This is a genomic window from Lacticaseibacillus saniviri JCM 17471 = DSM 24301 (assembly GCF_001311785.1).
Taxonomy (GTDB): domain Bacteria; phylum Bacillota; class Bacilli; order Lactobacillales; family Lactobacillaceae; genus Lacticaseibacillus; species Lacticaseibacillus saniviri.
Genome location: NZ_BBBX01000019.1, coordinates 1 through 13,349 on the forward strand (window position 1 = coordinate 1; position 13,349 = coordinate 13,349).

12 protein-coding genes and 3 pseudogenes are annotated in these 13,349 nt (G+C 47.6%); all 15 read right to left on the reverse strand.

From position 1 onward, the window contains the following. Positions 1 to 383: 383 nt before the first annotated feature. On the reverse strand, positions 384 to 1,229 hold the full coding sequence (locus JCM17471_RS09795) for an SLAP domain-containing protein (RefSeq protein WP_054777735.1): 846 nt from the start codon (positions 1,227 to 1,229) through the stop codon (positions 384 to 386). Positions 1,230 to 1,375: 146 nt separating this feature from the next. Continuing rightward, positions 1,376 to 1,540, reverse strand: a complete 165-nt coding sequence (locus JCM17471_RS14155) for a hypothetical protein (RefSeq protein ID WP_156321679.1) — start codon at positions 1,538 to 1,540, stop codon at positions 1,376 to 1,378. Next, positions 1,510 to 2,571 (reverse strand): hypothetical protein, encoded by a 1,062-nt coding sequence (locus JCM17471_RS09800; RefSeq protein WP_054777736.1) that lies wholly within the window; start codon positions 2,569 to 2,571, stop codon positions 1,510 to 1,512. The genes JCM17471_RS14155 and JCM17471_RS09800 overlap by 31 nt, the downstream gene beginning before the upstream one ends. Next, a complete protein-coding gene (locus JCM17471_RS09805) occupies positions 2,564 to 3,073 on the reverse strand; it encodes a KxYKxGKxW signal peptide domain-containing protein (protein WP_054777737.1) in 510 nt (169 codons plus the stop codon). The genes JCM17471_RS09800 and JCM17471_RS09805 overlap by 8 nt, the downstream gene beginning before the upstream one ends. A gap of 292 nt (positions 3,074 to 3,365) precedes the next feature. Further along, positions 3,366 to 4,820: a lysine--tRNA ligase gene (gene lysS / locus JCM17471_RS09810; RefSeq protein WP_082622483.1), complete on the reverse strand. Its 1,455-nt coding sequence runs from the start codon at positions 4,818 to 4,820 to the stop codon at positions 3,366 to 3,368. 498 nt (positions 4,821 to 5,318) lie between these two features. After that, a pseudogene (dusB, locus tag JCM17471_RS09815) lies at positions 5,319 to 6,274 on the reverse strand (tRNA dihydrouridine synthase DusB). Between the two features lie 144 nt (positions 6,275 to 6,418). Continuing rightward, the gene (hslO, locus tag JCM17471_RS09820; protein ID WP_054777739.1) at positions 6,419 to 7,297 is read right to left on the reverse strand and encodes an Hsp33 family molecular chaperone HslO; all 879 of its coding nucleotides are present in this window, start codon (positions 7,295 to 7,297) and stop codon (positions 6,419 to 6,421) included. A 448-nt stretch (positions 7,298 to 7,745) separates the two neighbouring features. After that, positions 7,746 to 9,874: pseudogene (ftsH, locus tag JCM17471_RS09825) on the reverse strand (ATP-dependent zinc metalloprotease FtsH). Between the two features lie 74 nt (positions 9,875 to 9,948). Beyond that, positions 9,949 to 10,491, reverse strand: a complete 543-nt coding sequence (gene hpt / locus JCM17471_RS09830; protein WP_054777740.1) for a hypoxanthine phosphoribosyltransferase — start codon at positions 10,489 to 10,491, stop codon at positions 9,949 to 9,951. A gap of 17 nt (positions 10,492 to 10,508) precedes the next feature. Continuing rightward, complete coding sequence (gene tilS / locus JCM17471_RS09835; RefSeq protein WP_162208380.1) at positions 10,509 to 10,844, reverse strand: tRNA lysidine(34) synthetase TilS; 336 nt, start codon at positions 10,842 to 10,844, stop codon at positions 10,509 to 10,511. A gap of 29 nt (positions 10,845 to 10,873) precedes the next feature. After that, on the reverse strand, positions 10,874 to 11,257 hold the full coding sequence (locus JCM17471_RS09840) for a hypothetical protein (RefSeq protein ID WP_054777742.1): 384 nt from the start codon (positions 11,255 to 11,257) through the stop codon (positions 10,874 to 10,876). Next, positions 11,230 to 11,804 (reverse strand): annotated as a pseudogene (gene tilS / locus JCM17471_RS16615) (tRNA lysidine(34) synthetase TilS). Before tilS (JCM17471_RS16615) ends, JCM17471_RS09840 begins: the two are co-directional and overlap by 28 nt. Positions 11,805 to 11,925: 121 nt before the next feature. After that, positions 11,926 to 12,378, reverse strand: coding sequence for a S1 domain-containing RNA-binding protein (locus JCM17471_RS09855; protein ID WP_054777745.1), 453 nt, complete (start codon positions 12,376 to 12,378; stop codon positions 11,926 to 11,928). A 153-nt stretch (positions 12,379 to 12,531) separates the two neighbouring features. Next, complete coding sequence (locus tag JCM17471_RS09860; RefSeq protein WP_054777746.1) at positions 12,532 to 12,867, reverse strand: FtsB family cell division protein; 336 nt, start codon at positions 12,865 to 12,867, stop codon at positions 12,532 to 12,534. A 206-nt stretch (positions 12,868 to 13,073) separates the two neighbouring features. Continuing rightward, on the reverse strand, positions 13,074 to 13,343 hold the full coding sequence (locus JCM17471_RS09865) for an RNA-binding S4 domain-containing protein (protein ID WP_054777747.1): 270 nt from the start codon (positions 13,341 to 13,343) through the stop codon (positions 13,074 to 13,076). Positions 13,344 to 13,349 lie beyond the last annotated feature (6 nt).

Consider the following 13,349-nt stretch of genomic DNA (forward strand, 5'->3'; position numbering starts at 1 on the left):
TCTTATCAAAATGACAAGCGGCTGTCAAACATTTTTTATGAAATAAATGAATATTTATTCGCTCATGAATTTCACTGTTTAACTAACTCAATCAGTATAGCGAATCAAATTTTAAATGTCAACCAATTTCTTTGGCGATATTTGCAATGAATTGCGCTAAACAACGTTTAATATAGTATCAACTCAGCCGTACTGTGTCAACACTTTTCTGTGTTTCACACAAACACGAACATAGCTCCTTGATGCAGCTGAAACGTTACGTGTCTTACTGGCCATTTTCTTGTGATTTAGCGCGATTGTTCCGATTGTCAAAACGCGACTAATATTTATGCAATAAAAAACCGAGCAATGAGAAGATTCCCACTACTCGGTTTCTTGTCGCGCTACTTCACACCATTTGTGTGCGTTGCTTCAATCCATTGCTTCTCGCCCACTTGATACCATTGGACGTTATTAAGTTTCTTGATTGACAGCACACGCACTTTGGTTGTCTTAGTCAGTGTGGCTGCGGCAACTTTTGATCCGGGTGCCGTCCACGTCTTGACGTTTTGACCACTTGGCACATTGATTGTCGTGGTGTTCTTGTGAATTGCCTGACCTGCCGCGCTCAATGCTTGCTTGGTGTAAGCTTTATTGATCCATTGATTGCCACCCAAGTTATAGAAGACATTGCCGTATGCATCCGTGGATTTCGCAAAGACCTTCCATGTTGAGCCTGTCTGCAGGCGTTGACCTGTCGCTTGATTACCCAGTGGCGTCGACCAAACATTCACACCATAGCCTGGTGCATAATCAATCACGACAACATCCTGGAAAGGTTCGATCGTGTGCAGGTCGACATCCGCCGCTTTGACCCATTGATTAGTGCCGACCTGGTACCAACGTTGACCATCCGCGGTCACGACCGTTGCGAAGACTTTCCATGCCGTAAATTCGGTGAGCTTCTGGCCAGTCGCCTTGCCCATTGTCCCTGGCAGCGAGTAAACCGTTGCTGTTTTGTCCTTTTTCACAGTGCCGACAGTCTGAAGCTTCTTGTAGCTACCCAACCGAGCATCCAAAATCACGCCTGTGCCCTTGATCCATTGGTCGCCACCCAGGTTATACCAGGTCATGCCCTTGCCATCCGTGTATTGACGGAATGCGCGCCAGTCGGTACCCACGAGCAAACGTTGGCCGATGATATTCCCATTGGCCTTATCATAAATCGCGGTTTGCCCTTCCTGCTGCACGATGGTCGCAATCGTGTTGTATAGGACATCGCCATTGGTGTTGTTCCCATTGCCACTGTTGTTACCGTCATCGCCCGGATTAGTGCCGGTGCCGCCACCAACGCCATTACCGGTGTTGCCGCCGTTACCACCGTTGCCCTCATCAATCAGCTTTTGGATATCATCCCAGGCAGCTTTGATTTTTGCGTCAGCTTCTTCTTGTGCTGCTTTAATTTTGCTTTAATCTCATCAATCGCGTCCGAGGCAGCCTTGAGGTCTGATTCAGAACCATTATTGACGGCTATCTGGGCAGCTTCTTCGGCTCGATCCAATTCGGCCTGAAGTCCGGGAATAATCGTTTTTTGAAGTCACTTGCTGCATCATCCGCTATTTCCTTTGCATTAATGAACGTCGGACTTTGTTGTTGTTCCTGAGTTAAATGGGCATTGGCGATTTTATTTTGAAGCTCATCATACCGATCGGCGACTTCTTTCGCAGCAGCATCCAGGTCATTTTGAACGGGTGTTGGATCACTGATGTAGCCGACATTAGCAGTCTGAGGATCCTTGGTGAAATGCTCCAACGCATCTTGACTATATAGTGGAATCTTGTCGGGGACGCTTGGCACAATGAAGGTGTGATCTGCTGTGTCTGGGCTCACATCTACACCATCAAACGCGTAGCTATCCCCGATGTTACCCGTGATTTCAGTTGACGCCAAGTCAGATGGCGCCGTAGGGGTCCCGCTGTTCAGATAGTTAACATCAAGTTTGCCAGAAGTTGCAATAAAAGTTGCTGAATCTATACCTACTGATGTTGTGGAATAAGCCCAACCTGTCGACATATGCATCGCAATTGACATCGCCTCAGGTAAGTCTACCGAGTAAGAGATTGATGGTGTTCCTTTAATCTCTGTTCCTGCTTGCGTGTAATCTAGCGAATATGTCAGTGTCCCGTGGACTTTACCATCACCGGCAGGGGTCTTGTCAGGCGTCCAATTGAATGCCCAATTCACATCCGTATTTTGCAAGAAATCAGCCCTGCTATCGCCAGTCCCAAAATTGCCATCCATTGGTATACTGTTGTCTTTAGGATTCTGCCCATTACCTACTGCAGAAATTGTTTTTGTTGCGGTATCCAATGAGAAAATATTTAACTGGGCAAGAGCTCTAGAGCCCTTATAGTCATCAGGTTGGTTCGCCTTGACAAAGACTTGCCCTGGAATCGGGTTCAGGTTACCAAACATATCCCAACCTAAAAATAAACCTGTCGAAGGGTTCCCGTCCAGGCCAACCAAACCAACACGGGTATCACCTTCCCCCGGTGTGCCGCTCGCAATCTTGTCTGGCGATACATCAGCCAAGATAATTCCTAACGTCGCCGGGAGCCTGTTTGTTACCTGCTGTATGATCCTGTGCTGGGCCAACATTAAAGGTCCCCGAAAGATTGACAGAGTGCGTCATATCGAACTGGTTCTTCATTACCACATTGCCGTTCTGAGTCTCTCCATTCACGATGTCGATTTTGCCTTGGCTATCGACCGGTCCGTCATCTGTAGAAGCGTTGCCGTCTTCATCAGTGCGTTTTAGAGTGAAATAATCATGCGCCGTGTCCGCAGTGACATTACCAGGTTCAACAACCGTTTGCGTTTTGTTGCCTGGCTCTAGGGTAAGTGTCTTCTTAGTTTGTGCCGTTTCTTCCGCCCTCACAATGGGATTGCTGACTGGCAGAATTTGGCTCATACCGATACCACCCAGAAGTCCAAGAGTCAGTAATGAGCCGAACACCCACTTGCGTCCAGCTTTGTACATTCTGAAGTTCGTATTCTTGGCGCCGCTTTGCCGCTTCAAATTGAATAATTTCATTGTTATTCTCCTTCGTAGCCTAAAATTAGACTCAAGTCATTTCAATTAAATAATCAAAGTCTCCATACTCACAAACAATAATTAATTTACCAAATAATTCAATATTAATATTAAGATATTTCATTATTAAATACAATTAAGACGTCCCTTACCATTAAAAAAGTCTTTATCGGATTCTTTTTCATGGAAGAAGCTTATTGAGCTGAAACACCCTGAGCTTTTCCCATGCATAATAAAAAGCGACCTGAGGCATAAAACCTCAAGTCGCTTTTTTCTAGCAGTATTAATTTGTTTATGGACGTAATGTTGGGAAAAGCAGCACATCGCGAATCGATGGTGCATCCGTTAATAGCATGACTAAGCGGTCAATCCCGATACCCAGACCACCCGTTGGCGGCATACCGTATTCGAGTGCTTCAACGTAATCGTCATCGATGCCTTGTGCTTCGTCGTTACCTTCCGTCTTTTCCTTCGCTTGCGCTTCGAAGCGTTCGCGTTGGTCGATGGGATCATTCAATTCGGTAAAGGCGTTCGCATATTCATTCCCACCAATGAAGAGTTCAAAACGATCAACAAAACGTGGATCGTCCGCATTCTTCTTTGCCAATGGAGACACTTCAATTGGGTGACCATATACGAAGGTTGGTTGCGTCAAGGTGTCTTCAACAAATTCTTCGAAGAAGGCGTTGATGATATGCCCCACTGCCCAGTACTGTTCATAGTGGACATGGTGTTCATCAGCTAATGCCTTGGCTTCGTCAACAGTCATTTCCTTCCAGAAATCGACCCCTGTCTTTTCCTTAATGGCATCCACCATGTGAACCTTGTTGAAAGGTGAATCAAGATCAATATCTTGGCCTTGATACGTAATCTTGCCGGTACCCAGCACTTTTTGTGCGGCGTAACGGAAGATACCTTCTGTTTCCTTCATCACATCAGAGAGATCCCAATATGCGGCATAAGTTTCAAGTTCCGTAAATTCAGGATTGTGCTTGGTATCAATCCCTTCGTTCCGGAATACGCGGCCAATTTCGTAGACGCGTTCCATGCCACCCACAATCAAGCGCTTCAAGTGTAATTCAAGCGCGATACGCAAGTAGAGATCGATATCTAAGGCGTTGTGATGCGTAATGAATGGCCGTGCACTCGCACCACCAGCTTGGTTATGCAAGACAGGTGTTTCCACTTCTAAGAAATCGTTTTGGTTCAGGAATTCGCGCACCGCACTCACGATTTGGCTCCGCTTAACAAAACGATCGTAGCTATCATCGTTTGCGATTAGATCCAAATAACGTTGGCGATAGATCTGTTCCACATTGGTTAAACCGTGATACTTATCAGGTAATGGCCGCAATGCCTTACTCAAAAAGGTCACATGGTCAGCTTTGATGGTGAGTTCGCCGGCGTCTGTCTTGATGACTTCACCAGAGATACCCAAGATATCACCCAGGTCAGATTTTTTGAAAATTTGATAGTTTTCTTCACCAACGACGTCTTTACGGACGTAGATTTGAATCCGGCCGGAACGATCGCGTAAGTCAGCAAACCCAACCTTACCCTTGCCCCGTTTGGACATCATCCGCCCAGCAATGACTGCCTTTGGTGCCTCTTCAGTTAACACATCTTTTTCGATATTATCATAAGTATCGTGTAGTTCTTGGGCCAGGTGCGTCCGGTCAAAGCGGTGGCCGAAAGGATCGATGCCAGCTTCACGCAAGGCGTCCATCTTTTCACGCCGCGCGAGCATCTGATCATTTAATTCTGGTTGTTGTTTCTCGTTTGCCAACAGTAAGTCCTCCGTTTCTGTCAATACTCTATTGATGATGCCAGTGAAACCAAAAAAAGCAACCCACATTGGGCTGCTTTTGAGATAACGCGAAGTGTGTGAATGTGCGTTTAGCAACTGAGTACCAACACGGGCTCGTTTAATTGGCGATTTGTGCCAATAACGAGCTGGGTTGGACGCAAGTTGTTGCGCATTCAAACACGTTATGGCAAAAATGGGCGAATGTGCGATTAGTTGAAACGCGCTCCAATCCCCAACAATCTCCGTCTAGCCACTTTTCACTCGTGCCATGGCTGGCACCACGTTCAAAGTTTGCTAGTACTCGATTGCTGATCGGGGATTGTCACGCTCTAAATGCGTTCCAAAAGACAAAGCATTCCGGTTAGCTCATCTCCGCCGAATCCATAGCCCGGATTCTGCCGAAGATTTTGCTAATCCTCATGCTTTACCCGTCTTTTGTCACGCTCTATTTGTTGCCAACTGCTTTGCTTCACGTTCCTCAGTTTGTTCAACGAAAGCATCAAAAATCGCATCGACTTCTTTTTCGGTTTCTACCATGTTAATGGCAGCCTTGGTCTTAGCGGCACGTGGAATCCCCTTCAGGTAATAAGCGGCCTGCTTGCGGAATTCGCGCACAGCCAATGTATCACCCTTCAGCTCTACCAAGCGATGCAACTGCAGCTTAGCCGTCGCGATTTTTTCACGGGCGGATGGTTCTTCGATTAATTCGCCGGTTCGCAAGTAGGTTTCCATCTGGTGTAGCACCCATGGATTCCCAAGCGCAGCGCGCCCAACCATGACGGCATCGGCGCCGACATCATCCAACATGCGCTTAGCATCTTGAGGTGTGCGCACGTCACCATTACCGATAAACGGAATGGTCAAGTGTTGCCGCACTTCCTTCAAGATATCCCAGTCAGCGTTACCCATGTAGAGTTGCTTTCTGGTCCGGCCGTGCATAGCGAGTGCAGATGCACCACCACGCTGTGCAGCCATCGCATTTTCGACCGCATAGATGTGATCTTCATCCCAGCCTGTCCGCATCTTAACGGTGACGGGCTTGGAGACAACGGAAGTCACCGCATCAACCATCTCATAAACCTTGTTTGGATCGAGCAGCCAGTGTGCACCAGCATCCGACTTTGTAATCTTAGGCATTGGGCAGCCCATGTTGATGTCGATGATATCGGCATCCGTGTGTTGATCAACGAACTTTGCGGCCTCAACCAGTGTTTCTTTGGTCCCACCAAAATTTGAATGGAAACCGGATGTTCTTTGGGGTCAACGAACAACATGCTCATTGTCTTCTGATTGTTGTGCAGAATCCCCCGATCACTGATCATTTCACAGACAACAAGTCCTGCTCCGAATTCCTTAGCTGTTAACCGAAATGCCGCGTTGGAAACTCCTGCCATGGGCGCCACGACGATCTGGTTATCAATTGCAATATCACCTATATGCCACGTCAACACTGCCACCTACACTTTCTGTTATTTTATTCAACGAGCTTAGCACAAAACGGCCCGTTGACGCAAATCGGGCCGTTATCAGACAGTCGCTTAACGCGCCATAATGGCTTCTAGGTCAGCGACACTATATTGATATTTGTTACCACAGAACTTGCAGACAGCCTCGGCACCGCCATCTTCATCGATCATCGCTTGAAGATCCTTGTGGGGTAAGGTGGCCATCACATCAGCAAAATGTTCCTTGGAGCAGTTGCATTGATAGCTCAGTGGTTGTGTTTCCAAATACTTAATGCCATCGTCACCAAAAAGTCGGGTTCCAATTTGTTCCGGTGTGGTACCAGCCTTGAGCAATTCGGAAACCAGTGGCAATGTTTTCACGTTTTGTTCCAGCTTGGTGATAGCTTCGTCAGTGGCACCAGGCAAGGCCTGAATCATGAAACCACCGGCCACGCCGATCGTGTTGTCCGCGTTTACGAAGACAGAAACACCGAACACGGCAGGCGTTTGTTCAGATTGTGCCAAGTAGTAAGTGAAATCATCCCCGATTTCACCAGAGGCCAATGGCACTTGACCAGTGAAGGGTTCACCGAGACCCAGATCCTTGGTCACAGCGAGCATCCCATTTTTACCAACGGCACGGGAGACATCAATTTTACCAACAAGATTCAGTGGTAAGGTCACATGCGGATTATTGACATAACCGCGCACGGTTCCGTGGCTAGTGCCATCGACAACGATTGCGCCGACAGGGCCATCGCCTTGAATGCGCACCGTCATCAAATCATCATCATTTTTCAAACCGGCAGCGGCTAACAGGCTGGTCGCAACTAATGTGCGGCCCAGTGCAGCGGATGCGGCACTCCAACTGTCTTGGCGGCGTTGTGCTTCAGAAACGGTTTCCGTCGCATTGGCAGCGAAGAAACGAAACGCGCCATCCGTGGTCACGCCGGTAACAATATAATCGTTCATTCAATATCTTCCTTTCAGAACTTGAGTGTAACAAGCATAACAAATTTTGGAAAATGTACAAGAGCGTGAACCCACACGCATTGGCTGTGAGCACTAGCGAGACTCACGAAACAATCGTGGTTTTGACGATTGTCGTGAGTCATGTTAGGCGGAACAGGCAGTGTCGGTGAACGCGTTTATGTTGGGGACTGGAACACGTTTCGGCTAGCCATTCATCCCCACACTTGTCGCCATAACGTGTACAAACGCGCAACAACTTCCGTCCAACCCGGCTCGTCATTGGCACAAATCGCCAAGCAAACGAGCCGATGTTGGTACTCGGTTGCTGAACGCGCGTTTATACACTTCCAAGCAATAAAACAGAGGTTGTGCAACCCATTCGGGTTATCACAACCTCCGTTTCTAATGACTAAGTTTGACGCGACAAGCATCAGCACTGAGTCACACTTTACACATTGTTATTGGAATCATCCTGATCCTTGTTGTTATCTGCTGGTGCTTCATCCGGTGTTTCGACTTGATCGTCGCTATCACCATCATCATCAGACTTAGGCGCTGGTTTGCCGTCGTCTTCAGCAGTTTCTTCGGATTGCTTTTCAGCGTCCTTGTGTTCCAGGGCAGCCTTTGATTCTTCAAAAGTTGCAGCCTTTTCACTTGGGAACTGATCGCTGTTCTTTTCTGGCATCTTGCCATCGTTGAACAAGCTGAGGATTTCCTTTTCATCCAAGGTTTCATACTTCAGCAAGGCTTCCGCAATCAACTTATGTTGTTCACGGTGTGATTCAATGATGTCGTGTGCTGTTTGATGTGCTTCATCAATCAAGCGACGAACTTCATCATCAATCGCTGTTGCTGTTGTTTGTGAGTAAGCAGGCATTTGGCCATATTGCGCACCCACGAATGGTTGGCCTTCGGATTCGAGTTGAACGGTACCCAACTTCTCGGACATCCCATATTGGGTAACCATGCCCCGAGCAATTTGCGTTGCCTGTTCAAAGTCATTGCTTGCCCCAGTGGATTGAACACCGAAGATAATTTCTTCAGCCGTCCGACCACCTAAGAGCCCAACGATTTGTTCATTCAATTCCTTCTTAGTTAAGAGGAATTGATCATCCTTAGGTAACATGATGGCATAACCGCCAGCGCGTCCACGTGGGATAATCGTGACTTTCCGAACCACTCGAGAGTCGCTCAGCACAAGCCCGATAATCGCGTGTCCCGCTTCATGGTAAGCAACCATTTCGCGTTCCTTAGGACTGATAACCCGATCACGCTTAGCAGGACCCGCAATCACACGGTCTTCCGCTTCATCTAAGTCCGTGCTGTCAATCGCAGTCTTACCGCGACGAGCCGCAACCAAGGCAGCTTCGTTCAGTAAGTTTTCAAGATCGGCACCCACGAAACCAGGTGTTTGTTGCGCGATAACCTTCAAATCAACATCGTCAGCTAATGGCTTGCCCTTGGCGTGAACCTTCAAGATGGCTTCACGGCCCTTAACATCAGGACGACCCACTAAGATCTTCCGGTCAAACGACCTGGACGTAACAAGGCTGGATCGAGCACATCGGAACGGTTGGTGGCCGCAATCACGATGACACCTTCACTACCAGTAAATCCGTCCATTTCAACCAGTAATTGGTTCAGGGTTTGTTCACGTTCATCGTGACCACCGCCCATACCAGCACCACGTTGACGACCCACGGCATCAATTTCATCAATGAAAATGATAGCAGGTGCGTTCTTCTTAGCTTGGTCGAACAGATCCCGGACACGACTAGCCCCGACACCGACGAACATTTCAACGAAGTCAGACCCTGAGATAGAGAAGAATGGAACGCCTGCTTCACCGGCAACCGCCTTGGCAAGCAAGGTTTTACCAGTACCAGGAGGGCCCTCCAGTAAGACACCAGCTGGGATACGTGCGCCCAAGCCAGAGAACTTACGTGGATCCTTCAAGAACTCAACGACTTCAACCAATTCTTGTTTTTCTTCTTCAGCACCAGCAACATCGGAGAAGCGAACCGTATTGGCTTTCTTATCCGCCTGCTTGGCACGTGACTTACCGAAGTTCATCACACGACCGTTGCCGCCGCCTTGGCCTGCTTGGCTCATCATGCTGTACATTAAGACCATAAAGATCACAAGTGGCAACACGGTGACCAAAAGACTGATCCAGATCCCTGATTGTGATTCCGTCAAGGTATCGTTTTTCACGTTATTCTTTGATGCCGCTTTTTGAATGGTGGCAAGAGAAGAATCATTGCTTGGCACGTAGACAGAGAAACTGTCGACCTTGCTTGAACTTGACCCGAATAACGATAAGGATTGATTACTACTACTTACCTTCTTAGGCTTCCGGTATTCCCCCGGTTACCTTGTACACACCACCTGATGGTTGTAGCTTGAAACTTGCGACTTCATTACTCTGTAAATCTTTAATGAATTCACTTGATTGGATTTCCTGTGACTGGCCACCAGTATTATCGTGCATAAAATACGCGACCCCAGTCACAATCAGTACGAACAAATAATATATGTTAACGTACTGCTAAATAATCCGGGTTGTTTTTTCTTCATCAATAACCTCCAACAACATTGTTCGGTGTTTAGAATCAAGATAAATCATACCACAGCAGTCCGCTAAAAACGAACTATTTATCTGCATAGATTTCTGGTTTTAAGACGCCGATGTAAGGCAGATTCCGGTACCGTTCTGCGTAGTCCAAGCCATAACCGACCACAAACTCATTAGGGACTGTTGTGCCGACATAATCAGCTTTGACGTCCACGACACGCCCATCTGGCTTATCCATCAAGGTACAAATCTTAACCGAGTTGGCATTGCGCGTTTTGAACATGTCCATCAAAAACTTCAAGGTGCGGCCGGTATCAACAATATCTTCCACAATTAACACATCGCGTTGGTTCACGCTGGTGTCCAAATCCTTGATGATTTTGACTTCACCACTAGAAACCGTGGCATCACCATAACTCGAAACATCCATAAAGTCGATTTCGAGATAGTCATCAATGTCGCGCACCAAATCTGTCATAAACAGGATGGCACCCTTTAAGATACACACAACCAACGGATTCTTACCCGCATAGTCCGCCTGAATTTCGGCAGCTAACCGCTGATTGATCTGTTTGATGTCGTCTTGGCTGTAGAGCACTTTCAAAATATCCGGATTCATTGGTCCGCCTCACTTTTCTAAGAATCTGGCATGAATGCCAGTACCGCTTGAATTATATCAGTTTGGTCAGGGGGAAACAATTCAGCTTGTGAAATAGTTTGGCCACCTAAAACTTGTTGTGCGCGTGTGATCAACCACGCCTTCTCACGCTCATGCGCGGGCACCTTATGATTGATCCAAAAACGCCGCAACAGCTGGTGTTCCCCGTTACGCAGGTGCAGCACATCCCCCGGCTGCCGATGCCGCAACGTGACCGGCAGTTGACCTGTCCATGTTGCCAGAACTTGGGCTTGGGCCGGTGGTTGCGTGAACAACCCGATTTGGCCATCGGCGACCGCGTAAAATTGATTCATTCGATCAATGGTCATCACTTCTGTTGTGATTACGGTTTTGGGGTAACCGTCAGCACACCGTAGCTCAACGTTAATTCATGGGTCGACGTGAGGGGATAGCGCAGGTTCGCGCGTTCTGTTTGATTGAGCCCCGCCAAAATCTGCGCCACCAGATGTGTTTTGATTGTGGGTGCAAAGTGCTGCAACCAATCCGTCAGTACGATTTTTTGAACATTGTCTGGAAAATGTCGCAGCTGGCGCCAATCGATTTGGGTGGGACTCAGCTGATAGGTGGCCTGCAACTGCTGACTCTGCGCTTGAGCCAATGCCAGTACCCCGTCCAGATCGGTCGATAACCGTGTGACATGCTCGCCGAGTTGCGGGCTCACCTGCTTGAGTGCCGGGACTACCGTCTGTCGCAGATGATTACGCACAAAGCAGTGTCTTGATTGCTCTCATCCTCATCAAATGGCACATGGTGCGTCGCCGCATAGTTGCGCAGCGTTTGTTTGGAGATTGTGAGCAGTGGCCGCAAGAGGCGCAATCCACTGACTGTGCGCTCCGGCAACAAGCCGCGGACACTGGTCAGCTTACCCGATCGCGCCAGTCGCAACAGCACCGATTCGATTTGATCGTCCTGATGGTGCGCCAGAATCACCGCTTGCGCCCCGATTGTATCACTGGTTTGTCGCAAAACCGGTAACGCGCCTCACGTGCTTTGGCTTCGCTCGAATCAGGTGTTTGCCACTCACCAATCGTGATTGGCACGCCGAGTTGTGCGGCATAAACCTGCACGTGAATCGCCTCTTGATCACTTACCGCACGCAGATGATGATTGAAATGTGCCACGTGCAGCTGGTCGTGATAGCGACTGTGTGCTAACAATGTCAGTAGTACCATCGAATCCACCCCGCCTGAAACGGCAACCAGGAGTGGTGCTTGATTTAGTTGATAGGTTTGCATCAAAGCTTCAATTTGCATGATTTTCCCTCTGTTAAAACGCGTGCCAACCCCCACCGTGAATGCGCTCAGCCAAAACCGTGTGGCCTGGCCCGCGCTACAAAAAAAGAGCCGTGACGCATGTCACAGCTCCCTACTTTGTTTATGAACGACGACCACCACGGCCGCCGCGCTTGCCTTCCGTGTTACGGCGAAGACTGGTTAACCGGTCTTCACTTTCTTTTAAGAACCCGGACATCAAGGAATCAAAGTCATCCTTGGCTGGCGCTTTACTATGCGCATGAAAGTCATTTGGTTTTTGCTGATGATTACTTGGACGATGTTGGGGAGCTGCCGAACGCTTAGGTGGTGCTGATTGTGGTTGATCTTCAGCTTTACGAATGGATAACCCAATCTTGCCGTCCTTCATAGACATCACTTTGACTGTGACGGTATCACCAACTGTCAGAACATCGTGAATATCTTTGACGTATGAATTTGATACTTCACTGATATGCACTAACCCTGTCTGACCTTCACCTAAATCAACAAATGCGCCAAAATTCGTAATCCCAGTTACTTTACCAGGTACTTTTGCGCCAACTTCTACTGCCATATAAAAAGTTGTCCTCCTCACAAGTTGTGTTCTTAAGTATAGCACGCATTTCAGAATTGATACAGCGCTAATTCAATAAATGTGAACGCTGACAGGCCAGTCCATTGAAAAAGCGACCGTGGGATTTTGCCCACAGTCGCTTGCTTAATTCGCTTAATTTTTTGAAATTTGATTGGCTGTATCCGGAATATTGAAGAGCACTTCACCGGGCTTAGCCACAAAATACTTTTGTCGAACGAGCTTTTCGAGGTAATCATCATTCTTTAACTGATCGACTTGAACTTGCAGAACGGAACGCTTGGCCTTGGTCTGTTTGAGTGTCACCTGCGCCGTCTGTAACGCATCATTGGTTTCGCCCAATGTGTGTTGTGTTTTGAGCACATTAATCCCACCTAATACCAGTGTCACGAGCATCAAGCCCAGTAACACCATCCGACGACGACGATGAATTTGTTTCACACTTGCTTTTGAATGGCCTTTCTTCTGCATATTTTTCACCTCAAATCCCAGTATAACAATCATCCGTGGGTTGATACAAGCCTTGATACGCAATTTATAGAATTTTTTGTAAAAAATTTTGCAAACTCAAGTATCCTGTATCCATTGGACTGGCCACGCTTACATGTTTGTGAAACAAAATAAGGCTGTGACGGCCCCAATCGGACAGTCACAGCCTTATTTTTCAATACTCAAAATTATTCTTCAGTCTTACTGGTGCTTGTTTCGCTCACAACGGTGTACATCTGTTCTGCATCGTCTTTCTTTGTGGTTTCCATAATGGCATCCACTTTCACCGTCAGCGTTTTATTCCCAAAAGCGATAACCATGTTGTCACCAACACCGACATCACTGCTGGACTTTGCAATCTTACCGTTGATTTCAATGCGACCCTTGTCCGCGATTTCCTTAGCAACGGAACGACGCTTAATAATCCGTGATACCTTCAAAAATTTATCTAATCGCATAATTTT

Coding starts and splice junctions, on each gene's coding strand:
- JCM17471_RS09805 (WP_054777737.1), bottom strand. CDS start 3,073: ATGAAATTATTCAATTTGAAGCGGCAAAGCGGCGCCAAGAATACGAAC.
- lysS (WP_082622483.1), bottom strand. CDS start 4,820: ATGCTCGCGCGGCGTGAAAAGATGGACGCCTTGCGTGAAGCTGGCATC.
- hslO (WP_054777739.1), bottom strand. CDS start 7,297: ATGAACGATTATATTGTTACCGGCGTGACCACGGATGGCGCGTTTCGT.
- hpt (WP_054777740.1), bottom strand. CDS start 10,491: ATGAATCCGGATATTTTGAAAGTGCTCTACAGCCAAGACGACATCAAA.
- tilS (WP_162208380.1), bottom strand. CDS start 10,844: ATGAATCAATTTTACGCGGTCGCCGATGGCCAAATCGGGTTGTTCACG.
- JCM17471_RS09855 (WP_054777745.1), bottom strand. CDS start 12,378: ATGGCAGTAGAAGTTGGCGCAAAAGTACCTGGTAAAGTAACTGGGATT.
- JCM17471_RS09860 (WP_054777746.1), bottom strand. CDS start 12,867: ATGCAGAAGAAAGGCCATTCAAAAGCAAGTGTGAAACAAATTCATCGT.
- JCM17471_RS09865 (WP_054777747.1), bottom strand. CDS start 13,343: ATGCGATTAGATAAATTTTTGAAGGTATCACGGATTATTAAGCGTCGT.